This window comes from Xenorhabdus doucetiae (genome assembly GCF_000968195.1).
GTDB lineage: Bacteria > Pseudomonadota > Gammaproteobacteria > Enterobacterales > Enterobacteriaceae > Xenorhabdus > Xenorhabdus doucetiae.
The window spans coordinates 4,013,424-4,037,630 of the sequence record NZ_FO704550.1; the positions used below are offsets into that span (position 1 = coordinate 4,013,424).

A 24,207-nucleotide genomic window follows, 5' to 3' on the forward strand; every position below is an offset into this window, starting at 1 on the left:
ATTGAATCCGCACGCGATACATATGAATTTAAACGAAAGAGGCCAGTATACCCTTCGAACGTAAGATATACAGTACCGATCACCTGTCAATTTTGCCGCAGTATAAAAAAATCTTATTCAAGCCGCTTTACTTGTATGTTTATACAGCTAATATTGGTGTAATTATCAACCACTTCCTGAGGTGAAATTCGATTTATGAGCAAGGAAACGATTCGCTGCGGTTGGGTAACATCCGACCCTGATTATCTGGCCTACCACGATAATGAATGGGGAAACCCACTGAGAGATAGCCAGCAACTTTTCGAACTGATTTGTCTGGAAGGGCAACAAGCAGGTTTATCATGGCTGACGATCCTGAAAAAACGGCAAGGCTATCGGCAGTGTTTCCATCAGTTTGATCCGGTCAAAATCGCCAAAATGGATGAAACCGATGTTGGGCGACTCATGAAAGAACCGGCTATCGTGCGTAATCGCGCCAAAATCAATGCGATTATTCACAATGCCCGCGCCTACCTAAAAATGGCTGAACAAGATGAAGATTTCAGCGCTTTTATTTGGCATTTCGTTGATGATTCCCCGCAGATTAATCACTGGCAAAACTTGTCAGACGTTCCGGCTCAAACAGCCACTTCTGATGCTCTTTCAAACGCGTTGAAACAACGGGGATTTAAATTTATCGGCAGCACCACCTGCTATGCGTTTATGCAGGCAGCGGGGCTAAATGCCTTTTCATAATGCTGAGACTCTGATATTTCTGATTCCTTTCAACGTCTTTTTTCCTGACGCCGTTTTTAAAAAAATTTTCACATTTTTAATCAGTTGCCACATAAATTGGCAACCATGATTACGGGTAACCGTTTCATGTAACGATTGCCATAACCGCTCTATTTTGTTCAACCAGGGCGAATAAACCGGAAGGAATAAAAGTGTCACGCTTGGATTCTGTCGTAACCACGCTTTTACTGACTTACTTTTATGAATAATGTAGTTGTCTAAAATCACGGTGAGCGTTTCTGCGTGACGATATTGGCGTTTAAATTCTTTTAAAGTTTTGATAAAATAATTGAGGCGTTTTTCTTCATTTAACCCCGTAAAAACAATTTTGTTGGTCGGGACAATCAAGACAACCCGCAACGGTAGATTTTTTATTTTTTCCCGGCGGTATTAATGCGTTTTTGCTGGCCTTTTAAAATACCAGCCCGCCCCCGATTTTCGGGGTTCAAGTGAATATCCACTTCATCTTCATAAACAACAGGATGTTTCTCTGACGCCCGGGAAAGCGCTTCGGAAATGCGGGCCATTTTTTCTTCATATTCGGGATCGGGTAACTTGACTGTCGGGGCCGCTCTTCTCCAGACAATCCCTTGTTGACGGAAATAACGGTAAAGCGTGCTCATTGAAAGGGTGATATTAAGTAACCTTTTGATTAAAAATACAAAAAAGGCCAGGCTCCATCGGGAACCGAGATAACCGAACTGTTGGGGAGAATGTTCCAATAGATAAGACAGAAAAGGCCAAAGTGGGGTTAAATGCCATCGGGTATGGCGGCCTGCCGGTAAACTGAGTAACCCCATCCATCCCAGCTCCCTAAACCGCTTAATCCAGCGCCAGACAGAAGACTCAGCGCAACACAGTTTATCGGCCACTTGGGAGACCGGCTCTCCTTGGCATAACCAGAGTATGCCCATGATCCGGCGGGCATAATTTTTATCTGTGGTTTTTTGAACGACTTTTTTCATCTGGCGCCGTTCATTTCGGGAGGTTGGTGGTAAGATAAGCATAACTCAGTCCTTCCTTTTGCGGTTTCTTTTATTGCAATCAAGACATTCGCAAAAATAGGACTGAGTTTCTTTGAGACTCCTACCATTTTGGCAAGCCATTTAGTCAACGATCACCTTGTCAATTGTTTGTGTCGCAAATAAGCAATATAAAAACACAGCATAGCCGTTTTACTCCATTGCACCCTGATAGTGAGCAGGGTATGGTGTTTTCTTCTCATACAATCTTTTCATACAAAAAACAGACGCAAACGCCACTATGAAATTTTCGCAATTCGGAAACAAATTTACACAAGATTCGGGAATTACCCGTCTGATGACTGATCTCAACCAAGGTTTGAGAACCCCTGGTGCCATTATGTTGGGCGGCGGCAACCCCGCACATATCCCAGAAATGGATGATTATTTCCAGCAGATATTGACTGACATGGCGTTAGACGGTCAATTAAGCGAAACCCTATGCAATTATGACGGGCCACAAGGGAAAAATACCTTGATAGCGGCGTTGGCCCAAGAGTTAAGGGAAAAGCTCGGCTGGGAAATTCATCCACAAAACATCGCCCTGACCAATGGCAGCCAGAGCGCCTTTTTCTATCTGTTTAATTTACTGGCGGGTCGCGCTGAAGACGGCTCAATGAAACGTGTTTTGTTTCCCCTGGCACCAGAATATATTGGTTATTCGGATTCCGGTTTGGATGAAGGGTTATTTGTTGCCAATAAACCGAATATTGAATTGCTGCCCAACGGCCAATTCAAATATCACGTCGATTTCGATCACCTGAATATTACCGAAGACATCAACCTGATTTGCGTCTCTCGCCCGACCAATCCAACCGGCAACGTGATCACCGATGAAGAATTACTGCGTTTGGATGGTTTGGCGCAACAGCACCAGATCCCCCTACTGATAGACAATGCCTACGGCGTGCCATTCCCCGGTATTATTTTTAGCGAAGCAACCCCGTTGTGGAACCACAATATTATTCTGTGCATGAGCCTGTCCAAATTGGGTCTGCCGGGTTCCCGCTGCGGGATCATTATCGCTAATGAGAAAATCATTAATGCGGTCAGTAACATGAATGGCATTATCAGCCTGTCCCCTGGGGGCGTTGGGCCGGCTATCGCGCTGGAAATGATTAAACGCAATGACCTGTTCCGCCTGTCACAGAATGTCATTCAGCCGTTTTACAAGCAGCGGGTAGACAACGTAATCGAAATCATTCGTCGCCACATCTCGGAAGAGCGCTGCCTGATCCATAAACCGGAAGGGGCGATATTCCTCTGGCTCTGGTTTAAAAACTTACCCATCACGACAGAAGTGCTTTATCAGCGGTTGAAAAAACGGAAAGTGCTGATGGTACCGGGGCATTTCTTCTTTCCGGGGCTGGAGCATGATTGGCCGCACGCCCATCAATGTATGCGCATGAACTATGTGCCTGATATTGAAAAGATCGAAGAAGGCATTCGTATTCTGTCTGAAGAGATTGAGATAGCCCATAAAGAAACAGGATGCTGATCTGCATGGCAAGCTGTCTTTAATCAGTTGGCAAAAAATAAAAAAAGCTCCCTCATTTAGGGGGAGGGAGCAAGATGATAACGAGGACTTTTACCTGCGAACAGGACAGTAGTTATTAGAATCCCAAAAGAATTCTTCACACACATAGGAAAGGAAAACGATCCTTGTTTTTATACCTTCCCTGAACTGCATCTATTTAACCAGAAAAAACTTATTCTAATGAATTGAATAAGCAGGAATTTTTAACTTTAAATTGCCTCTACTATCTCAAATTGCAGCCAAATTAAGACAATTGAGCCACTTTCTGTGATCTAAAGCACGTTTAATGAATCAAGAGGAATGCAAGCCATCACCCGTCTGAGGCTATGAGGCTAAAAGTTTGCTACGTTCTCAATAAACAGAGAGAGTTACGCAGAATTTGTTGAGATGATGAAATTTAGCGATAAGTGCTATAGCAAACTGAATATAACATGACTATAGTAAATAGTATTGAAGAGTAAGAATACTAACGGGTAAAGTTTACACCCGTTATGCTTTGGAAGAATGGCGTTAAATAGCGAATACAGTATCTGAACATTGGCAAATTAACTCATTGAGATCATGGAAATGATGAAAAATTGTAAAGTGTTTCTATTACTAGGCACCACATTAGGGTGGCTACTTGTGACGGGCTGTTCCAGTATCATGACCCATAACGGCCCCTATCAAGGTTACTATTCCGGGGCAAAAGCCAATATTGGCATGTTGCAAGATGATAAAACGGGGTGGATTGTGAAGCCGCTGCTTGTGCTCGACCTGCCGTTTTCTGCTTTCTTGGACACACTCCTGCTTCCCTACGATTATGCCCGATCCGATCAAGATAACGCAGAACAATCCCCCAAACACCGGATAGAGCAACTAGATAAAAATCCTACAGTTACGCAGTCTGCACCAGATATCATCATTAATTATGATGCCTAATTGTATTCGGTGCCACAATAAACAATAGCCAACATGTTATCCGGCATCGCCATCCGCGATGCCCACGTCAGCCATATCTGTTTCAACCACAATCTGTTTCAGTTAATCCCTGTTTCAACCACAAATAGTTGTCGGTAACCGTCAATATCCCGCATAAACGCAACATAACGATCATCCGGTGATATCACGATGGCATCAGCGCAGGGTGCATCATCGGTACGCGCCGTTAAACGCTGCATTTTCCCCGTCTGGCTGTCACAAAGCATAACGCTATTGTCACAAACACAGGCAATAAACCGCCCACGGCTGTCCCAGCTAAATGCAGATTGTATGCTGTTTTTGCCGTCAGTTATCTGCATTGGCTCGCCACCATTAGGGGAGACAGACCATAGCTGGACAATCCCCTGTTCATCTCTCATCAAAAAACCGATCTGACTGCCATCTGGCGATGTTCTTAGCCAATGGCGCGGAACATTCACCACGCCCGGCCAGCGTTTATCATGGGTAAACGTTAAACGTCGCTGTTTCACTCCCGCCGGTGGTGCCGGCAATGTGGTTTCTGTGCCCGCCAAAGGCTGGCTGCCCGCAATGGCATAATCATTGTCGTTTTCAGGCAGATCAACGAGGTAAATCTCCGGGATTTTTTCACCACTGGCGGCGCAGGTATCCCCAATAAAAGCCAGTGCCCAACGCTGCCATTGACCATTATCTTTGCGATATCCCTGCTGCCCAATCCACCCTTCTTCATAGGCACGATTGATGTCATCACTGCCGGGACGCGGGTTTGCCGTCGTTTCGCTGACCACCACTGAAAAATAGCTACCGCCATATTCCCTCGGGTGTTTTTTAGCCGGCATCACAGCACGTAAAGGCACAGCCACCGCGACATTACGTAAATCAAGCGCAGGATCTAATTCATGCATCACATGATCGTTGTAGGTAAAACTGAGACGACTGCCATCGGGGCTGAATACATGGACATGGGTTCCACCCCGCAAGGCACCTGCGGTATAAGGTGGCGTAATATCCATGGCATCAATGTTAATGGCCACATTTGGCTGACTATCGGAGACAATGACGCCACGGCGATGATGAAAATCATATTTCCACTGTGCATCGGGTTGTTCCGGGCCGTGAATAAAGGCATAACGAGCAGGTTCTTGTGGACTTACCGTCACAACACCGACATGAGCACCCTCCTTTGCCTGATAGATAATTTTAGTTTGCCCATGATTAACATGAATTTTTTCTATCGTTAAACCGGTAAAAGAGGCACCATGAGGGCGAACATCGTAGACCAGCCATTGGCTGTCTGGCGTCCAAGCATTTATATTCGTTATCTGATGGCTACGGCTATCAAATGTAATCTGACGTTCCTTAAACACCATTTTTCACCCTTACTTTGCGAGGTTTCGGATAAGAAAAACTAATTTTATTCAGATCCGGCTAAAAAATTTCAGTCGAGACGTTATTATTTCGACAGTACTCTATTACTTATCCGTTATATTCCATTTAATTAAACTTATGCTACTCAGTGTCCTTTATATCATTGGTATTACGGCTGAAGCCATGACAGGTGCCTTAGCCGCAGGTCGCCGAAAAATGGATGTCTTCGGCGTTATTATTATTGCTTCCGTGACAGCCATCGGTGGCGGCACCGTCCGGGATATTATTTTGGGGCACTATCCCCTCGGTTGGGTAAAAAATCCAGAATATATCGTGACTGTTGCCTGTGCCGCCGTACTCACTATCTGGGTTGCCCCCATGATGAAACACCTACGCCGTCTGTTTCTCATTCTTGATGCCATTGGTTTAATTGTCTTCTCTATTATTGGTGCGCAAATCGCGTTGGATATGCACTACAGCCCGATCATTGCCGCCATTGCAGCCGTTATTACCGGCGTTTTTGGCGGTGTATTGCGCGACATGTTTTGCAATACCATCCCGTTGGTATTCCAAAAAGAGATTTATGCCGGTGTCTCTTTCGCCGCCGCCTGGCTCTATATCGCCTTGCTGCATACACCATTACCGCCGAATAGCGTTATCCTGATTACCCTGGTTGCAGGACTGGCCGCACGGCTGATTGCGATTCGTTACCGTCTTGGGCTGCCTATCTTCAATTATGATGGCACAGACCACTGAGACTATTTCCGTTAACACCACGCCGCTACATCATAATGATGAATATTCGGGGCAACCTGTTGCCCCTATTCACTCAATTCACTCATATCCCGGCTCTCTGGCTTATTCTTAATCCCCTGTAAAGATAACGGCCTTAATTTCAGGATGCTGTAAAAAAGCTGAGATTTTTTCTCTTTTGGTATGAGGCAGGCCAATGGCTTCGTGCCATCGTGAAAGCGGCTGTAATTTGGCTTGCTGAAATTGGGAAAAAATCAATTCCGCGCGTTTAGTGCCAATATGGGGCACGGCCTCAAGCTGCGGTTTGTCCAAATCCAACCAATCGGTTAAATTTGCCACCAGCCCATGTTTTACCAACGCTGACCACGTTCCTTGCCCGACGCCTTTCATTTGCAATTTTTCCCCAAGCCATGTCAGGCGTGCGATAAACTGTTGCCGACAATAATGTTCGTCGTTGTTCTCATTTTCAGGGTCGAGTGACAGACAGCTAAGGAAATGATAATCCGGTTCATTAGGGGGTTGAATATCAGGACGTTCCGCCATACGCCACACCACTTTATCGAGTTTAGGTATCCCATGCCCCGCCAGTGCCACTGTAATTTTATCGCCGGGATAAACGTTCCACTGTTTCCAACGTTTGATGGAACCGATGTTGACTCGACTCACGTGCCGATCATCCACCTTTACTTTTTCCAGATCTAATACAACGGATATTCTCCCTGTCCGGCCTACGGTGAAATTCACCCCTGTCACAGTGGTCATTTGCTGTCGCAGCGGATATTTCCATGCAATCGCCCAACTGTTTGATCCGCTTCGCCATTGCTGACCTGTCGGTTCAAGCTCTTGGCGTAAAACCACACCATCCGTCGCAAAAGGGAGCGGCTGAACAAAATAATCTCGCCATCTTTTTTCGGCCTCTTCTGCCGTGGTAATGGGGTGGCTATATTGGCTTGTGAACGGAAACCCCATGTCAGACAACCGCGCCAGTTTCACCGCCATTTCATTGGGTCCATCCGGCCAGCCCCAAATAAAAATGCCCACCTGTTGCAGTTCCGGGACGGGTGTTTTACGCATCATTAAGCCCGCCACTTTACTGCGCGCGCCCTGACTCCCCGCAATAGACTGTCGGTGATTTTCCTGCTGCCAGAAAAGTTCACCTTGTAACACCAAATGTTCAGGCGCATTTTTAATCCGCTGAGGAATAGTGGGAATAAATGCGCTCTTCTCCATCCAGTCTGTTCCTTCAATACCATCACCACGGCTGATTAACTGCACTAATTGACCTTTTTTATACACCAAGGTTACTGCAACGCCATCAATTTTAGGTTGCAGCCACACCCCGGTTCGCCCCTGTAACCACCGGCGAATCTCCTCTATTCCCTTCAACTTATGCAGACCGGTGTGCTGGACGGGATGAAACTGTTTCCCTTCCTGTCGCGCCGAAATCACAGACGTGTCGGTCGCAGAATTAATTGGATTAACAGAAGTACTAACCGAGGGAAAAGTGCGGTTTGACTGGTGAGTTAAACAACGTTGCCAAATCCCTAAGGTTTCCAATAATTGATCATAGATTTCATCCTCTATTTCACTCATACCTTGCTGACGATAAAGCTGATCCCACTTAGTGACCTGCTGTGTCAGTTGCTCAGTTTCATGCTGAAATTTTTCGGGTGACCACTCAGGGCAATGAGCCTGGTTGGCAAATGCCATGGGTATGCCAAATAGCAGTATCCAGACCGTAATTAAAAAACGAATGAGAAAATTAAGCATCCTTGCTCCATCGGTTCCTAAAAAAATGGGTTCCTAAGACACGGGCAAAGAATAAAAAGCAGAAGAATTTTTACCAAGAGGCAAAAAGGAAGTTTGCGAGACGTTTCCAAAAATAAAAGTGCAATTTCTGCAAACAATTATTTTTCTTGAAAATGTTTCGCAAAATTTTGCATTAATGCCCGTTTGTTAAGAAAAAATTTGGTTGAAACGCCCATTGGCATGTATTGTAACGCTGCATGGATTAACGTATCTGTGTATACTATGCAGTGCTCTATATTTGTGGGATTTTATCTTCCTGCGCTTGCATTTATTTATACCCAATCAGTCAAGAAATCATCATGAACCAAGGAACGTTATATATTGTTTCTGCGCCGAGTGGAGCAGGCAAATCAAGCCTTATTCAGGCTTTATTAAAAACTCAGCCTTTGTATGACACTCAGGTTTCTGTTTCGCACACAACGCGCCAAGCTCGTCCAGGCGAAAATCATGGTGAACATTATTTTTTCGTTACTGTGGATGAATTTCAAAATATGATCAGCAATGATGAATTTTTGGAATATGCCTGTGTTTTTGGTAATTATTACGGCACATCCCGAAAAGTCATCGAAGAGACACTCGCCAGTGGCGTTGATGTTTTTCTTGATATTGACTGGCAAGGTGCACAGCAAATCCGCCAGAAAATGCCCGCGGGGCGCAGCATTTTCATCCTGCCACCGTCCAAGGAAGAGTTGCTCCGCCGCCTGCGCGGACGCGGTCAGGATAGCGAAGAGGTCATTGCCAAACGCATGGCACAAGCCGTCGCGGAGATGGAACATTATAACGAATATGATTACGTCATTATCAATGACGATTTCAATACGGCATTGGCCGATTTACAATCTATTATTCGTTCAGAGCGTCTACGATTAGATCGTCAGACTCAGCGGCATGATGCCTTAATCAGCAAATTATTGGCAGACTGAACCAAGTTTCAGTATGATGCCCAGTCATTTATTTACCTGTGGAGTAGCACACATATGGCACGCGTAACTGTTCAAGACGCAGTAGAAAAAATTGGTAACCGTTTTGACCTGGTGTTGGTCGCTGCTCGCCGAGCACGCCAATTGCAAGCAGGTGGCAAAGATCCTCTCGTTCCAGAAGAAAACGATAAGACGACGGTTATCGCTCTGCGTGAAATCGAGCAAGGTCTTATCAACAATAAAATTCTCGATGTTCGTGAACGTCAAGAACAACAAGAGCAAGAAGCCGCAGAAATCAAAGCTGTTTCCGCCATCGCTGAAGGTCGTCGTTAATTTTACGGTAGGTCTGCCTTGTATCTGTTCGAAAGCCTGAAACAACTGGTTCTAAAATATTTGCCTGAAGATCAAATCGATCTGCTTAAACAGGCCTATGTCGTTGCGCGGGATGCCCACGAAGGGCAGACCCGCTCCAGCGGTGAGCCATACATTACTCACCCCGTCGCCGTTTCCTGTATTCTGGCTGAAATGCGCCTTGACCATGAGACACTGATGGCGGCACTTTTGCATGATGTCATTGAAGACACCCCGGCGACATTTCAGGATATAGAACAGCTATTTGGCACGGCCGTGGCCGGTTTGGTGGAAGGTGTATCCAAGCTGGATAAGCTGAACTTCCGGGACAAAAAGGAAGCTCAGGCTGAAAACTTCCGCAAAATGATCATGGCGATGGTGCAGGATATCCGCGTCATTTTGATCAAACTGGCAGACCGTACACACAATATGCGAACCCTTGGCTCCCTGCGCCCCGATAAACGGCGGCGCATTGCCAGGGAAACGCTGGAAATTTATAGTCCGCTGGCTCACCGTCTGGGTATTCATCACCTAAAAACGGAGCTGGAGGAACTGGGGTTTGAAGCCCTGTATCCGAACCGTTACCGCGTGATTAAAGAGGTTGTGAAAGCCGCGCGTGGTAATCGCAAGGAGATGATCCAGAAAATTCTGTCGGAGATTGAAGGCAGGTTAACGGATGCCGGCATTAAATGTACCGTCAGTGGCCGCGAAAAACATCTCTATTCGATCTATCGTAAGATGCGCCTGAAAGAACAGCGTTTCCATTCCATCATGGATATTTACGCCTTTCGGGTCATCGTCAATAATCTTGATACCTGCTACCGCGTACTGGGGCAAATGCACAGTTTGTACAAGCCACGCCCCGGCAGAGTGAAAGATTATATTGCCATCCCCAAAGCCAACGGCTACCAATCCCTCCACACTTCCCTGATAGGCCCGCACGGGGTGCCTGTTGAAGTTCAGATCCGTACCGAAGATATGGATCAAATGGCGGAAATGGGGGTTGCCGCTCATTGGGCTTACAAAGAACAAGGGGAATCGGGTACGACTGCGCAAGTTCGTGCCCAACGCTGGATGCAGAGCTTACTGGAACTCCAGCAAAGTGCCGGCAGTTCTTTTGAGTTTATCGAGAGCGTTAAATCTGATTTATTCCCTGATGAGATTTACGTTTTTACCCCTGAAGGGCGCATTGTTGAGTTACCGGCTGGCGCGACGCCTGTCGATTTTGCCTATGCCGTCCATACGGATATCGGCCATGCCTGTGTCGGTGCCCGTGTTGATCGTCTGCCTTATCCCCTCTCACAAACGCTCAACAGTGGGCAAACGGTCGAAATTATCACGGCACCAGGGGCTCGCCCTAACGCGGCATGGCTGAACTTTGTCGTCAGTTCTAAAGCGCGTGCCAAGATCCGCCAGTTGCTGAAAAACCTGAAACGGGATGATTCCATTAGTCTGGGGCGTCGTCTGCTCAATCATGCACTGGGTAACGGCACGAAAATTGCCGATATTCCGCCAGAAAATATCAGCAAAGAGCTGGCGAGAATGAAGCTTGCCACGTTGGATGATTTGCTGGCGGAGATCGGGTTGGGCAATGCCATGAGCGTGGTTGTCGCCCGCAATTTATTATTGGGTGCCGCAGAAAAAGTCGCAAACAGCAACGGCAATTCGTCCCGTAAACTGCCTATCAAGGGCGCTGACGGTATTTTAATTACCTTTGCCAAATGTTGCCGCCCAATTCCAGGCGACCCGATTATTGCTCATATCAGTCCGGGAAAAGGTTTGGTCATCCACCACGAATCCTGTCGCAATATCCGTGGATATCAGAAAGAACCGGAAAAATTTATGCCGGTTGAGTGGGATAAAGATATCAATAGTGATTTTATTGCTGAAATTAAAGTTGATATGTTTAACCATCAGGGAGCGCTGGCAAACCTGACGGCCGCCATTAACGATGTCAACTCCAATATTCAAAGCATGAATACGGAGGAAAAAGACGGCCGCGTCTATTGTGCTTTTATCAGGCTGACGACCAAAGACCGTATCCAATTGGCGAATATCATGCGTAAGATACGTGTGATGCCAGACGTGATGCGGGTCAGCCGTAACCGAAACTAGTCATATGAAAGGCCAACTCCTTGATGCTATCCCCTTAACCACCCTGCATGGTGTTGGCGCCAGTCAGGTCACTAAGCTCGCCAGGTTAGGGTTGGTCAATCTACAAGATTTGCTGTTGCACTTGCCGCTGCGCTATGAAGATCAAACCCGCCTGTATACCATCAATGAGTTACTGCCCGGCATTTATGCGACGGTAACCGGTGAAATATTGCGCACTCAGGTGGCTTTTGGGCGGCGGCGCATCATGACCTGCCAAATCAGCGATGGTACAGGCATATTGACCCTGCGTTTCTTCAATTTTACTGCCGCCATGAAGAATAATCTGGCCGAAGGAAAACAGGTTGTTGCCTATGGCGAGATCCGGCGTGGAACCCAAGGGCCAGAGATTATTCACCCTGAATATAAAGTCCGGCAACACGCCAACCACGTGCAACTGCAAGAGACGTTAACTCCCATCTATCCCACCACTGAGGGCGTGCGGCAAACAACGTTGCGCAAGTTAATTGAGCAAGCATTGGAAATTTTGGATACCTGCGCCATTAATGAATTGCTGCCGGAAGAATTCAGCCGCAATCTCATCAGCTTGCCCAATGCACTGCATACATTACATCATCCCCCGCCAGATATTTCTCTGGCCGATTTGGAAAATGGCCGCCATCCCGCCCAACGAAGGCTGATTCTGGAAGAGTTGCTGGCACATCAATTAAGTATGCTGACCGTCAGGGCGGGCACCCAGCGCTTTCATGCCCAACCCCTCCCGGCAGAGGATTCGCTGAAACAGCAACTGCTGAGCCGGTTGCCATTCTCTCCCACAGGCGCACAGGCTCGTGTTGTTGCAGAAATAGAACATGATTTGGAAAAAAATGTGCCCATGATGCGCCTGATACAAGGGGATGTCGGTTCGGGGAAAACCTTGGTGGCCGCGCTGGCCGCCGTGCGAGCCATCGTTCACGGCAAGCAAGTGGCATTGATGGCACCCACTGAATTGCTGGCGGAACAACATGCCAATACCTTCCGTCAATGGCTGGAGCCGCTCGGTATTCAGGTCGGTTGGCTGGCAGGGAAACAGAAAGGTAAAGCGCGTCAGGCACAGCAAGAGGCGATCGCCAGCGGTCAAGTGAGTATGGTGGTTGGTACACATGCCATGTTTCAGGAGCAGGTAAAATTTGCCGGATTGGCGCTGGTTATCATTGATGAGCAACACCGGTTTGGGGTTCATCAACGTCTGGCCTTGTGGGAAAAAGGGCGCGAACAAGGCTTCCATCCCCATCAGTTGATCATGACAGCGACCCCGATCCCACGCACCCTGGCAATGACCGCTTATGCCGATCTGGATACGTCCATCATTGATGAATTGCCTCCCGGCCGAACGCCGGTCACCACGGTTGCCATTCCGGATACCCGCCGGAACGATATTATCCAGCGGATCAAAAGCGCCTGTCTGGATGAAGGCCGTCAGGCTTACTGGGTCTGTACGCTGATCGAAGATTCGGAAGTGTTGGAAGCGCAGGCCGCGCAAGCGACCAGCGAAGAACTGACACTGGCGTTGCCGGAATTGAAAGTTGGCTTAGTGCATGGGCGGATGAAGCCGGCAGAAAAACAAGCTGTCATGGCGGCGTTCAAACAGGGTGAAATACAGTTGCTGGTTGCCACCACAGTCATCGAAGTCGGGGTGGATATCCCCAATGCCAGCCTGATGATCATCGACAACCCTGAGCGTCTCGGATTGGCGCAGTTGCATCAGCTTCGTGGGCGTGTCGGGCGTGGTGCCACGGCTTCCCACTGTGTCCTGCTCTATAAAACCCCGCTGACCCATACGGCCAAAATTCGCCTGCAAGTTTTGCGCGACAGCAACGATGGCTTTGTGATTGCCCAAAAAGATTTGGAAATCCGAGGACCCGGTGAATTACTGGGTACTCGTCAAACGGGTAATGCGGAATTCAGGATCGCGGATTTATTGCGGGATCAAAGTATGCTGCCTGAGGTTCAACGTATTGCCCGCTATCTCCACCAGCACTATCCTGAACATGCCAAAGCGCTGATTGAACGCTGGTTGCCGGATAGCTCGCAATATAGTAATGCCTGAATGTTGAAGAGAAACAGCTTTCTTACGAGCTACCTTTGAAATCAATCTATGGCTACCAAAAACTTGTCTCTTTAAAAAACCGAATAAATAGCGTTTCAAAATGCCAGAAGTAAATCTTGTCCCGCGCATCGCGCGGGATAAGATTGCAAACTCTCACTATGATGAAAACTTATTTATTTTCTCCAAAACAAAACCGTAATTAACGTGATGATTATCTGGACTACCGAGAATATAACCATTGCCGGCAACAAACCGAACATATCAGCTAAAGCGCCACTCGCAATAACGGGGAGAGAGAACCCAATATAAGAATAAATAAAAAGGCCTGCGGTTGCTCTGGCTCGGTTATCTGGCGCTTTTGAAGAGAATTCGAATAACGCCGCAAGGTAAGTAAAGCCATAACTTGATGCACTGGTAATGGCAGTTCCTACCAATATTAGTGTTATTGATTTAGCCCACAGACCAACAAGGAGAATAAGAAAACCGAGCGGCGTTAACCATAATCCTAAAGCCAGTGCCTTTGGATTCGTCATTCGGCGAGCAATAGGCTGACAGAGAAAGCCAATAAAGACCGCTAAGAAAATGACAAACCCTGTCCAACCATCCAAACCTTGAGTTTTTAGCCCCAACGGTACAACAGCAATGATCATGCCCGTTGTTGACCATGCCAAAGCCATAGCGATACCAAATCCCCATGTTCCACTAGGAAATACCGGGAACCGGAGGAGTGAAACATGTTGAGGCACATCAACGCGTGGCATTTTGAAACCAATGAGGGCAAGAATCGGTGCCATAACGAATAGTGCAATAAAGCTGGCGGGCATGAAAGTCGGACCTTGTAACCCAAGACTTAAACTGGTCGCCAAGGCACCTCCGCCAAAACCTAGCGAGGTGGACGATGTCACAATCAGGGCAGCACGCCGAATGCTATCAGCTCCCATCATTTCGGTCATGTAGGCCGTACCCGCAGTTGTGACTAACCCTGTCCCAATACCAAGCAGTACCCGTGCAATAAAAAGGCTTTCCCAGTCAGGCATCAAGACCAAAAGCACTGTTGCTACTGTTGCCAGCAACAACGCTATCGTAATCGGTAATCTGCGACCAATCCGATCCGAGAGTCCCCCTAACAAGAGCAGTGTCGGCATCAACCCTGCCACATAAGCAGCAAAAGCTATCGTCACGGCGGTTGCCCCTACCGCGCTTTTCGCAGCATAAACGCCATATAAGGGTGTTTGAAGGTTAACGGCAAAGGTCACCGTAAATAAAGCGAGGGTGAGTAATGCAATAGAAAGATTTTTTGACATAGCTGTCACTGTCCTTGGCAGTCATAAACAGTCATTCAAAATTGTAGATTACTTCCTTATTCCCCGTATCGCGAGGTAAAAAAATGCCGCTGAACCATTCAGCGGCATATCTCGCCCAGATATCGGGCAAGCCAAAATAAATGAATTTAACCTGCTACCGATGGGAACACGGGTAATAACAGATACAGTTTGATAACGGCGGCGTTGACGATATCAATAAAGAATGCCCCGACCATTGGCACGAGCAGGAATGCCACGTGTGATGGCCCGAAACGGTCAGTGACCGCCTGCATATTCGCAATCGCCGTTGGCGTTGCGCCTAAGCCAAAACCACAGTGGCCGGCGGACAAAACTGCGGCGTCGAAATTTTTGCCCATGATGCGGTAAGTGACGAAAACCGCATACAGCGCCATCACCACGGTTTGTACGGCAAGGATGATTAACATTGGCAGCGCAAGGGATGCCAATTGCCACAATTTCAGGCTCATCAGTGCCATTGCCAAAAACAGCGATAAACTGACGTTACCCAATACCGAAACCGCCCGATCGAATACCCGATAAAAACCCAGCATAGACAAACCGTTACTGAGCACGACACCGACAAACAGCACACAGACGAATGTCGGTAATTCAAAAGCCGTGCCTTGCAGCAGTTTTTCAATAAAACGCCCCGCCAATAAGCAGATGGCGATCATCGCGATGGTTTCCAGCATCACTAATGGCGTGATAAGCCGCCCCGTATAAGGTTTTTCAAAGGCGGTCGGGAGTTCGGTATCTTCCGTTTCTAATCCGGGGGTTTTGGCCTTTCTCACTAACACACGGGCAACCGGCCCGCCAATCAAACCGCCCAGAACCAAACCGAATGTGGCACATGCCATGGCGACTTCCGTCGCATTTTCAAAGCCATAACGTTCTGCGAAGACTTTGCCCCACGCGGCTCCCGTTCCGTGTCCGCCAGACAGGGTAATGGAACCCGCCAGCAATCCCATTAATGGGTCAAGGCCAAGCATTTTCGCCAATGCGATGCCGACGGTGTTTTGCACCAATAACAGGCCAACCACCACAAAGACAAAAATGACCAGAAATTTTCCGCCTGCTTTCAGGCTGGCAAGGTTAGCGTTCAAGCCGATGGTGGCAAAGAACGTTAACATGAGAGGCTCGGTGAGGGATGAATCAAAGCTTATTTCCCAACCCGTGGATTGTTTAAGCGCCAGCAGCACCAAAGCGACCAATAATCCACCGGCGACCGGTTCAGGGATGGTATATTTTTCGAGGAATGGAACCGATTTTACAAGCTTTCTTCCTAGTAACAAAACAAGTGTGGCAGCAACGAGCGTGCCATAAATATCCAGATGATACATTTATGTACCTCATCCATTGTTAATATTATGTGAATTTAATGTGACGTTATAATCATCCTATAAAAACGCCAAGAGCAGGTAAGGGTTGGATTAAAAAGAAAATTAGTCATAAACACAAGTTAAAACATTTAAAAATGTGACGAAATTAAGCGGTATTTCATTATGAAAACTTTACGCAAACGATTGCTTTAGTGATAGGAATCATTAAAATGCGTTTTTTGTCTAGCTGGAATTTCACAACATGGTCAATTTACCCCGTGAATCCAATTCATCAGAAGTCACCCATAAATCAAACAATGAATTGATCTATCGACTGGAAGATAAGCCGCCTCTGCCACATGCCCTGTTTGCAGCGTGCCAACATTTACTGGCCATGTTTGTGGCGGTGATTACGCCTGCGATGTTGATTTGTCAGGCGTTGGGGCTTCCCGCACAGGATACGCAACGCATTATCAGCATGTCCCTGTTTGCCTCAGGTTTGGCATCACTGATTCAAATGCGATCTTGGGGACCCGTTGGCTCTGGCTTGCTTTCCATTCAGGGCACCAGTTTTAATTTCGTGGCACCACTGATTATGGGGGGTCTGGCGTTGAAAAATGGCGGTGCGGATATCCCAACCATGATGTCCGCCCTGTTCGGTACACTGATGATCGCCTCAATGACGGAGGTGTTGCTTTCACGGGTGCTGCATTTAGCCAGTAAGATCATTACCCCGCTGGTCTCAGGCATTGTGGTCATGATCATCGGCCTGTCGTTAATTCAGGTCGGATTAACGTCGATTGGCGGCGGCTATGCCGCGATGCAAAACGGGACATTTGGCGCACCGGATAATCTGCTGTTAGCGGGAGTTGTGCTTGCCGTTATTGTGTTGCTCAATCGGCAAAAGAATCCTTACTTGCGGGTGGCTTCTCTGGTCATTGCCATGACGGTCGGTTATCTGGTGGCGTGGTATAAGGATATGCTTCCCGTTGCAACGCCACAGGCCGATACCCCAATCATCACGGTTCCTTCACCGCTCTATTATGGTCTGTCTTTTGACTGGAATCTGTTGATCCCCTTGATTCTGATTTTTATGGTGACTTCACTGGAAACGATTGGCGATATCACCGCCACCTCCGATGTCTCCGAACAGCCGGTCAGCGGCCCGCTCTATATGAAACGCATCAAGGGTGGTGTGCTGGCAAACGGCCTTAATTCTATGGTTTCCGCCGTGTTCAATACCTTTCCCAACTCCTGTTTTGGTCAGAACAATGGTGTGATCCAGTTGACCGGCGTCGCCAGTCGCCATGTCGGTTACCTTATCGCGTCTATGCTGATTCTGTTGGGGCTGTTTCCTGCCGTGGCGGGTTTTGTGCAACATATTCCTGAACCGGTTCTGGGCGGGGCGACGATTGTGATGTTTGGGACTATCGCCGCTTCGGGTGTCAGGATCGTTTCCCGTGAACCCCTGAACCGTCGTTCCATCATGATCATCGCACTGTCTCTGGCGGTCGGGTTAGGTGTTTCCCAGCAACCGCTGATTTTACAGTTTGCCCCTGATTGGGTGAAAAACTTACTCTCTTCGGGAATTGCCGCAGGTGGGCTAACCGCTATTCTGCTTAACCTGATTTTTCCCCAGGAAAAATAGTCAGCAAATTTATATCATATTTGATTACTCCCGCCTGATCGCGGGAGTTTTTGGCACTTTTATCTGCATCATCTATTGAGTGCCTATTCATTTTACGGCATAAAAGGGCTTCTATTGGATTGGAAGGTCATGTTGAGGTGAAATAATGAGGTGGTTAGGGAAATTTTTTGTCACTCTGCTATTAGTGCTGATTTTGGCAATCATCGTTATCTATGTGGTTGCCCAGACGCATTGGGGAGCCAAACAGTTAAGCCAATGGCTCAACCGGCAAGGGCATTATCAAGTCAGCATTGAAAGCATCAGCCATAGCTGGCTGCAACCGGCTACCTTAACGTTCAACCATGTTGCTATCCGCGACAAACAAAGCCCTTTCTCACTCAATACCGATACCATTAATCTCGATTTCAAATGGCAGCATTTACTGTCCCCAAACAATCTCCGTCGTCTGACATTGCAAAACGGGACACTGATACTGTCTGGAAACGCATTTCCTCTCCCCCTGCAAGCGGATATCTTACAACTGAACCAGATGAATATTCAGTTAGAAAAACCCAACACGCATATTCAGGGGGAAAATATCACGGGTGGCATTGCGCCTTGGGTGCCTGCTGTGGCTAATCCATTGGGCAGTGGAAAGTATCAATTCAGCGCCGGTACACTCCGCTTAAATGACATCCCGCTGGAAAATGTCATTATGCAAGGCAGTGTCCAGAATAAGGCGCTGACTATCGACTCTTTTGGCGCAACATTTTTGCGCGGTGCCATTTCTGGTGATGGCCAGAGATTGCCGGACGGCAGTTGGCGTTGGAACAATATCCTGATCAGTGACATTCGCTGGCAAACCCCGGTGACACTGGGCGAATTGAAAGAAAAAATCAGCCATTTTCCCGCTACTTATGTCAAAGATCTCAATATCACCAATGCCAAGCTGCAAGGGGCAGATTGGTCAGTCGATTATCTGGACAGCACCATCAAAAACGTAGGCTGGGTCAATGGCAGTTGGCGCGCCGACGAGGGTTTGATTGATTTTAACGCGATGAATATGACGTTGAAGAATGCCCAGTTCAACGACACGCTTGGGAAATTGCGTTTTTCCGGTGATACCTTCACCATCGCCAACCTGACTACCCATTATCAAAAAGGGTTATTCAATATCCAGTCTCAATGGGATCGTAAAAACCGGCTCCTGACCCTTAAAGAGGGTTCAGTCACCGGGTTGCTTTATGCGCTGCCACCCGCATGGCTCGACTATTTCAAAAAACCGGCACCACAATGGATTTCAGGGTTGAAACTCAATGATATGACTATCAATAATACGCTGCTGATTGATACCAATCCTCACTTCCCGTTCCAGCTCACCACCCTTGCCGCGCATATTGACAATATGGACATCCTGAAAAATGGCAAATGGGGATTGTGGAATGGTCAGGCGTCGCTGCAAGCGGCCGGCGGGACATTCAATAAAGTCGAAATAACCCGTCCTTATCTGCAATTACACGCCACCGATGGCAACATCACCCTTGATAAATTGAATGGCTTTACCGATGAAGGGCTTCTGCAACTCACCGGTTCGGCTGAGCAACAAACGGCTCACACGCCTTTTAACCTCAACTTCAAGGGCATGAATGCAGATTTGAATATCTTGCCGCAATGGGGTTGGGTGCCGCTTAAGGTACAGGGAGAAGGCAATTTCTCGCTCGCTATCACCGGTGATCTGCGGGCTGACGATGTGAAGGGAACGATAAACGGGACATTGGTTGCGGAAGATAAATCCGCAGGCAAAGAGTCACAATCTATTGAGCAAGGTTTGATCTCAACGAACCGCTGTGATCCAACAGCCCCCTCTGCCGTAGAGAATCCCGAAGCCGATCATGCAACAACGGGCAATCTCCCTACGGAGAGTCAAACCTGCGCCAAAATCAGGCTGTAGCCAAACGTTCGGGAGGCAGGACGATATAAGTCCCGGTGAACACGCTACCTACGCCATGTTCACCGCTAACCTGCACTTCCACTTTAACGCGCGCTTTGCTGCCACGGGCGAGACGGGCAAGGTCTCCGCTCATATTATTAAAATCCGCAGTGGCACAGGGACGCCCGGTAATCGGTTGGTGATAACGAATATTGGCATCCACCAAAATGATGCCCCCGCCCAATTGGCGCTCCTGTAGCAACAACCAGATCAATCCCCATCCCGTTAACGTGGCCTGAGAAAATAAGCTGCCGGCGAAAATCGTATGATGGGGATTCTGGTTACCGGCTTCGGGCATCGTCGTGATAAAACGTTGCCCGGTATATTGGGCGATCCGCAACCCCATTTTTTCACTCAAAGGAATGTGCTTATGCCAGGCCTGCTGCAACTCTGCACACCAATCCGGGCGGTGCAAAATATCATCAAGGCTCACGATCGGTTTGATCATCAGAAAATGGTTAATCGGTGACGTTTTGGCACCGTTGATCAAGCCCCGGTTTTGAAAACCCAATTTGTCGAAAAAATCCACCGCATCTTCCCGTGCGCTGCAAACAACACGTTTCACCCCTTCCTGTCTGGCGACCGATTCCAATGCCATCGCAACCAGTGTACCCAACCCTTTTCGCTGCACATGGGGATGAACGGCCAGAAAACGAATGGCGCCTTCGTTGTCCGCATTGATATATAAGCGCCCAACCGCCAGCGGGTTACCCTGTTCATCCACCACCATTTGATGGTGAGCCATCGAATCATAACCATCTTTCTCTGATCCAATCGGCTGGTGCAGTGGTTTACGCAACATCTCCCAACGGAATTGGTAATAAGTTTCCAACTCTTGCTCTGTTTTAGGTACTCTCAGATGGTACATAGAAACAGCCCTCTTCTTTTTTGCGATATTTTTCGCGATATTTTTTGCGATATTTTATCCACATCATACTTGCAACCAAAAAGTCACTGGCCCGTCATTGGTTAAACTGACTTTCATGTCTGCCGCAAATTTTCCCATTGCTGTTTTTACACCAGTTACACGGCACTGTTCAACAAAATAGCGATAAAGTTCATCTGCTTTTTGCGGGTCAGCACCGCCGGAAAAGCTGGGCCTTAAGCCTTTCTGCGTATCCGCCGCCAAGGTAAATTGCGATACAACCAGCAAGCTCCCGCCCGCCTGCTGAACGTTAAGGTTCATTTTCCCCTGTTCATCACTAAATACCCGGTATCCCATGACCTTATCGCATAAACGTTGAGCTTTCTGTAGCGTGTCGTCTTTTTCAACCCCCAACAGCACCAGCAACCCTTGTTCAATTTCGCCAATCGTTTCACCTTCAACCACAACTTTTGCCTGTGTGACACGCTGAATTAATGCAATCATTTCTCTTGCCTGTTATTCCGTATGTATACCAATCGCCATTGAAGATGCTTGATTTCTTATCCAAACCCGATCATGCTTGCAATCATGAAAATTCATCTGACACCAGAACAAAAACGTGCCCTCGAATTGATGCATGATACCACTCGTGATAGTCGAGTCTGTGATCGCATCAAGGCCGTGCTTTTGGCGTCAGAGGGCTGGACAGCTCAGATGATTGCTCAGGCCTTACGTATTCATGAAACTACGGTAAGCCGTCACCTAAAAGATTTCATCGCGCAGGAAAAACTCACCCCCGAAAATGGCGGTTCTGAAAGCCATCTCTCTGCCAAACAAACCGCCGATCTGGTTGATTATTTGACGGCAAATTTGCTGCATACGACCGCTCAAATTGTGGATTATGTACGAGCTCGTTGGCAGGTGTCTTTCAGCGTGGGAGGCATGACGAAATGGCTTCACCGACAAGGTTTCAGCTACAAAAAGCCAAAGGGCGTTCCTCATAAATTCGATGCGGATAAGCAGCAACAATTTATTGATGACTACCAGTCTCTGAAAGACCGGGCAGGTCAGAATGAACCTATCCTATTTATTGATGCGGTGCATCCTTCGCAGTCCACAAAGCTCAGCTATGGTTGGATGAAAGCGGGGAAAAATCAGGTAAAAGTGGTCGAAACCACCGGCAGTCGTACCCGTCTCAATCTTCTGGGCGCCCTCAATTTACACGAATTGAAGACACCGTGAATCGTGAATACCCGAATATCAATGCCGAAAATATCGCGGATTTTTTCGGCGCTTTTAAAAAAACTTACCCACTTTTCGAAAAAAATCATATTAATTCTGGATGGGGGGGGGTTACCACCGGGCAAAAATTGGGGAAAGAGGGGGCATAAGTCCCTTAAAATTGAACTGCATTTCCCTACCCCCTTAAAGCCCAAACCCTCAATCCAATAGAGCGATTGTGGAAGTATATGAATGAGCAAGTACGTAACAATGTTTATTTTCCGGATGCGAAGACATTCCGTGAAACCCTTCGTCACTTTTTTCATGTCACTTTGCCAGAAAAAGCGAAAGAACTCACGACTAGACTGACTGACAACTTTCAGATTTTAAAACCTGCATCTTCAAGTTAGATTGGTATATGCGTTATACTTCAAGCTGCAACTTGAAGTTCATTGGGTATCGTTATTCATATAGATAGAAAATCGTAACATGCTCCCTTGCCCGCAAGAGTATACGGGCAAGGAAAAGGGTGAAAAACATCATCGGTAATAAGCTGGCAATGTTAATTTTTGGCAGGAAGCGAGAAATTGTGTGACTGAAAATAATCCGGGATCACTCGCCGGTCAGCCACATGAATGGCATTGATATTTAAGTTTTTCGCTGCTTCGACGTTTTCTAAAAGATCATCAAAGAATATGGCTTGATCGGCAGTTACCCCTTCGGCGGCAAGCACCGTGTTAAAAATATCGGGATTCGGTTTACGCATCCCCACATCTTGGGATAAATAAAGGAAATCCGTTGCTGCGGCAATCTCAGGATAATGCACTGACCAATAATCAAGATGCAGGCGATTGGTATTTGACAGCACAACGACACGGTGCCCTTGGGCACGTAATTGATTCATTAACTCAATAACGTCCTGCCTGATACCCATAAAAATGGCATTCCAGCCTTCGGCAAATTGTTCAAAACTGAGCGCAATCTCCATTTCATCACATAGCTTTTCGGCAAATTCAGTATCACTGATTTGCCCGCACTCATGTTTTTTAACGGTCTCACCCAGTGAAAATTTTGCGGTCAAGGTTGCCAGCGGTGTCCCACTCAGATTACTCCAGACAGCCAGCACCCGTTTAAAATCAATATCAATAATCACGTTACCCAAATCGAAAATATACAACATAATTCCCCCTGACTGACGCTTATTGTTGGGTACTTTTACCATAATCTGGTTAAGAAATCTGAATCCCGTTTAAAAGAGGAATTCAGTATTTGGGACCGATTCACCACCACAGTGAGTCAATAGCGCCTGTTACAGCGCTACGCGCCATGCCCGGCACACAACGAAAAAACCCCGCGAGTGCGAGGCTTAAATTCAGGATATAGGTTTGGGTTATTTCCATTGGAAGAAAAAATGAAGTGTATTACCTACGTTTTGTTTCAATACTTCGCCTAGAGCTTTAGCGTCACGACTAGTATACTGCCCATCATCATAATTCCCAGTTCGACTAGAGCCAAGATTATAAATTGAACCGTTCACCGCTACTTCAAGAAAATTACTCTGTGGGTTTGGTAAAATTTTGAGGTCCCTAAGTATCAAGGATATATACGAAAAAGTACCGATGGGCTCCTCCTCCGCTACTAAGAACTCGGAGATAATGTTTCCAAGACCTAGAGTACTTTGAAGATTAGTCAGAGTGCCAAAAGGAGATTCATCTGTACCTATATTCTCATATCCCCAGGATTGAAAATTATTATATTTGTTAGTCCCAGTCCCTACCTTAAGATCAAAAGACAACATCTGGGCCAATTCCCAATCACAAGCCATCATATCTTCTTGTTCTGGTACCCAAATTTGCTCATCATCTTTATCAATCACCCAAATCTGGGGTGGGATATTCTTTCCATCACTGCCCGTTGAGCTAGGGGTGAGTTTTATATGTTCATAGGGCGAAGCCCAGCTATTGCGACGAACTTTCTGCCCAAGATACAGTTTGATTATTGCCCATGGGAAAGAACCTATTGGGGCTACATCATCAACGTCAATCTTCTTCTTGTACTGATCGGGGTCAAATGAACATTGTTTATTATCCAGCTTGTTAATTTCAGACATAAATCCCTCACTTGTTATTGGTTAAAAGGTTATTTCATCCTACTCATAAACAGCCAGTTTATTTTACTTAGGGCAA

At 47.1% G+C, this 24,207-nt stretch carries 18 protein-coding genes and 2 pseudogenes; 11 read left to right on the forward strand and 9 right to left on the reverse strand.

Annotated features, from left to right (window positions below):
• The first annotated feature begins 195 nt into the window (after positions 1-195).
• Entirely contained in the window at positions 196-735 is a 540-nt protein-coding gene (locus tag XDD1_RS17540; RefSeq protein WP_045973131.1) for a DNA-3-methyladenine glycosylase I, read from the forward strand.
• Here XDD1_RS17540 and XDD1_RS19005 read toward each other — a convergent pair.
• Positions 730-1,781 (reverse strand): annotated as a pseudogene (locus XDD1_RS19005) (IS630 family transposase). The gene XDD1_RS17540 and the pseudogene XDD1_RS19005 overlap by 6 nt on opposite strands.
• Positions 1,782-2,037: 256 nt before the next feature.
• Between XDD1_RS19005 and XDD1_RS17555 the strand changes: the two are divergent.
• Together XDD1_RS17555 and XDD1_RS17560 are read left to right on the forward strand one after the other, a co-directional pair.
• Positions 2,038-3,294 (forward strand): valine--pyruvate transaminase, encoded by a 1,257-nt coding sequence (locus XDD1_RS17555; protein ID WP_045973132.1) that lies wholly within the window; start codon positions 2,038-2,040, stop codon positions 3,292-3,294.
• A 609-nt stretch (positions 3,295-3,903) separates the two neighbouring features.
• Positions 3,904-4,254: a YceK/YidQ family lipoprotein gene (locus XDD1_RS17560; RefSeq protein ID WP_045973790.1), complete on the forward strand. Its 351-nt coding sequence runs from the start codon at positions 3,904-3,906 to the stop codon at positions 4,252-4,254.
• A 98-nt stretch (positions 4,255-4,352) separates the two neighbouring features.
• Here XDD1_RS17560 and XDD1_RS17565 read toward each other — a convergent pair whose 3' ends face one another.
• Complete coding sequence (locus XDD1_RS17565; protein WP_045973133.1) at positions 4,353-5,642, reverse strand: DUF3748 domain-containing protein; 1,290 nt, start codon at positions 5,640-5,642, stop codon at positions 4,353-4,355.
• A 136-nt stretch (positions 5,643-5,778) separates the two neighbouring features.
• Between XDD1_RS17565 and XDD1_RS17570 the strand changes: the two genes are divergently transcribed.
• Positions 5,779-6,396 (forward strand): trimeric intracellular cation channel family protein, encoded by a 618-nt coding sequence (locus XDD1_RS17570; RefSeq protein ID WP_045973134.1) that lies wholly within the window; start codon positions 5,779-5,781, stop codon positions 6,394-6,396.
• A 108-nt stretch (positions 6,397-6,504) separates the two neighbouring features.
• On the opposite strand, the gene ligB is transcribed toward XDD1_RS17570, so the two are convergent.
• On the reverse strand, positions 6,505-8,163 hold the full coding sequence (ligB, locus tag XDD1_RS17575; RefSeq protein ID WP_071827292.1) for an NAD-dependent DNA ligase LigB: 1,659 nt from the start codon (positions 8,161-8,163) through the stop codon (positions 6,505-6,507).
• Between the two features lie 338 nt (positions 8,164-8,501).
• Here ligB and gmk point away from each other — a divergent pair, with 338 nt between their 5' ends.
• From gmk to recG, 4 genes are read left to right on the forward strand one after another with little or no spacing between them, the layout of a single operon-like run.
• Positions 8,502-9,125: a guanylate kinase gene (gene gmk, locus XDD1_RS17580; RefSeq protein WP_045973135.1), complete on the forward strand. Its 624-nt coding sequence runs from the start codon at positions 8,502-8,504 to the stop codon at positions 9,123-9,125.
• 54 nt (positions 9,126-9,179) lie between these two features.
• Positions 9,180-9,455, forward strand: a complete 276-nt coding sequence (gene rpoZ, locus XDD1_RS17585; RefSeq protein ID WP_045973136.1) for a DNA-directed RNA polymerase subunit omega — start codon at positions 9,180-9,182, stop codon at positions 9,453-9,455.
• Between the two features lie 18 nt (positions 9,456-9,473).
• Positions 9,474-11,588, forward strand: coding sequence for a bifunctional GTP diphosphokinase/guanosine-3',5'-bis pyrophosphate 3'-pyrophosphohydrolase (gene spoT / locus XDD1_RS17590; RefSeq protein ID WP_045973137.1), 2,115 nt, complete (start codon positions 9,474-9,476; stop codon positions 11,586-11,588).
• Between the two features lie 4 nt (positions 11,589-11,592).
• Positions 11,593-13,674, forward strand: a complete 2,082-nt coding sequence (gene recG, locus XDD1_RS17595; protein ID WP_045973138.1) for an ATP-dependent DNA helicase RecG — start codon at positions 11,593-11,595, stop codon at positions 13,672-13,674.
• A gap of 173 nt (positions 13,675-13,847) precedes the next feature.
• Here recG and XDD1_RS17600 read toward each other — a convergent pair whose 3' ends face one another.
• On the reverse strand, positions 13,848-14,978 hold the full coding sequence (locus XDD1_RS17600) for an MFS transporter (protein WP_045973139.1): 1,131 nt from the start codon (positions 14,976-14,978) through the stop codon (positions 13,848-13,850).
• Between the two features lie 146 nt (positions 14,979-15,124).
• Positions 15,125-16,339 carry a sodium/glutamate symporter gene (gltS, locus tag XDD1_RS17605; protein WP_045973140.1) on the reverse strand — a complete coding sequence of 405 codons (1,215 nt, stop codon included), beginning with the start codon at positions 16,337-16,339 and terminating at the stop codon, positions 15,125-15,127.
• 241 nt (positions 16,340-16,580) lie between these two features.
• Between gltS and XDD1_RS17610 the strand changes: the two genes are divergently transcribed.
• Positions 16,581-17,966 (forward strand): nucleobase:cation symporter-2 family protein, encoded by a 1,386-nt coding sequence (locus XDD1_RS17610; RefSeq protein WP_045973141.1) that lies wholly within the window; start codon positions 16,581-16,583, stop codon positions 17,964-17,966.
• Between the two features lie 145 nt (positions 17,967-18,111).
• Entirely contained in the window at positions 18,112-19,896 is a 1,785-nt protein-coding gene (locus tag XDD1_RS17615) for a translocation/assembly module TamB domain-containing protein (RefSeq protein ID WP_045973142.1), read from the forward strand.
• Here XDD1_RS17615 and fabY read toward each other — a convergent pair.
• Together fabY and dtd are read right to left on the reverse strand one after the other, a co-directional pair.
• Entirely contained in the window at positions 19,886-20,803 is a 918-nt protein-coding gene (gene fabY, locus XDD1_RS17620) for a fatty acid biosynthesis protein FabY (protein ID WP_045973143.1), read from the reverse strand. The two genes, XDD1_RS17615 and fabY, sit on opposite strands and share 11 nt — an antisense overlap.
• Before the next feature lie 63 nt (positions 20,804-20,866).
• Complete coding sequence (gene dtd / locus XDD1_RS17625; RefSeq protein ID WP_045973144.1) at positions 20,867-21,304, reverse strand: D-aminoacyl-tRNA deacylase; 438 nt, start codon at positions 21,302-21,304, stop codon at positions 20,867-20,869.
• A gap of 84 nt (positions 21,305-21,388) precedes the next feature.
• On the opposite strand from dtd, the pseudogene XDD1_RS19010 reads away from it, so the two are divergent.
• Positions 21,389-22,431, forward strand: a pseudogene (locus XDD1_RS19010) (IS630 family transposase).
• Between the two features lie 152 nt (positions 22,432-22,583).
• On the opposite strand, the gene yihX reads toward XDD1_RS19010, so the two are convergent.
• Both yihX and XDD1_RS18530 read right to left on the reverse strand, forming a co-directional pair.
• The gene (yihX, locus tag XDD1_RS17640) at positions 22,584-23,201 is read right to left on the reverse strand and encodes a glucose-1-phosphatase (protein ID WP_045973147.1); all 618 of its coding nucleotides are present in this window, start codon (positions 23,199-23,201) and stop codon (positions 22,584-22,586) included.
• A gap of 210 nt (positions 23,202-23,411) precedes the next feature.
• A complete protein-coding gene (locus tag XDD1_RS18530; RefSeq protein ID WP_052705740.1) occupies positions 23,412-24,131 on the reverse strand; it encodes a Thoeris anti-defense Tad2 family protein in 720 nt (239 codons plus the stop codon).
• Between the last annotated feature and the right edge of the window lie 76 nt (positions 24,132-24,207).

What these genes read in the sequence shown, in the direction of transcription:
- XDD1_RS17560 (WP_045973790.1), top strand. Translation starts at nt 3,904, where the DNA reads ATGAAAAATTGTAAAGTGTTTCTATTACTAGGCACCACATTAGGGTGG.
- gltS (WP_045973140.1), bottom strand. Translation starts at nt 16,339, where the DNA reads ATGTATCATCTGGATATTTATGGCACGCTCGTTGCTGCCACACTTGTT.
- XDD1_RS17540 (WP_045973131.1), top strand. Translation starts at nt 196, where the DNA reads ATGAGCAAGGAAACGATTCGCTGCGGTTGGGTAACATCCGACCCTGAT.
- fabY (WP_045973143.1), bottom strand. Translation starts at nt 20,803, where the DNA reads ATGTACCATCTGAGAGTACCTAAAACAGAGCAAGAGTTGGAAACTTAT.
- XDD1_RS17555 (WP_045973132.1), top strand. Translation starts at nt 2,038, where the DNA reads ATGAAATTTTCGCAATTCGGAAACAAATTTACACAAGATTCGGGAATT.
- XDD1_RS17600 (WP_045973139.1), bottom strand. Translation starts at nt 14,978, where the DNA reads ATGTCAAAAAATCTTTCTATTGCATTACTCACCCTCGCTTTATTTACG.
- XDD1_RS17570 (WP_045973134.1), top strand. Translation starts at nt 5,779, where the DNA reads ATGCTACTCAGTGTCCTTTATATCATTGGTATTACGGCTGAAGCCATG.
- XDD1_RS18530 (WP_052705740.1), bottom strand. Translation starts at nt 24,131, where the DNA reads ATGTCTGAAATTAACAAGCTGGATAATAAACAATGTTCATTTGACCCC.
- ligB (WP_071827292.1), bottom strand. Translation starts at nt 8,163, where the DNA reads ATGCTTAATTTTCTCATTCGTTTTTTAATTACGGTCTGGATACTGCTA.
- XDD1_RS17615 (WP_045973142.1), top strand. Translation starts at nt 18,112, where the DNA reads ATGAGGTGGTTAGGGAAATTTTTTGTCACTCTGCTATTAGTGCTGATT.
- rpoZ (WP_045973136.1), top strand. Translation starts at nt 9,180, where the DNA reads ATGGCACGCGTAACTGTTCAAGACGCAGTAGAAAAAATTGGTAACCGT.
- gmk (WP_045973135.1), top strand. Translation starts at nt 8,502, where the DNA reads ATGAACCAAGGAACGTTATATATTGTTTCTGCGCCGAGTGGAGCAGGC.
- yihX (WP_045973147.1), bottom strand. Translation starts at nt 23,201, where the DNA reads ATGTTGTATATTTTCGATTTGGGTAACGTGATTATTGATATTGATTTT.
- recG (WP_045973138.1), top strand. Translation starts at nt 11,593, where the DNA reads ATGAAAGGCCAACTCCTTGATGCTATCCCCTTAACCACCCTGCATGGT.
- XDD1_RS17610 (WP_045973141.1), top strand. Translation starts at nt 16,581, where the DNA reads ATGGTCAATTTACCCCGTGAATCCAATTCATCAGAAGTCACCCATAAA.
- XDD1_RS17565 (WP_045973133.1), bottom strand. Translation starts at nt 5,642, where the DNA reads ATGGTGTTTAAGGAACGTCAGATTACATTTGATAGCCGTAGCCATCAG.
- dtd (WP_045973144.1), bottom strand. Translation starts at nt 21,304, where the DNA reads ATGATTGCATTAATTCAGCGTGTCACACAGGCAAAAGTTGTGGTTGAA.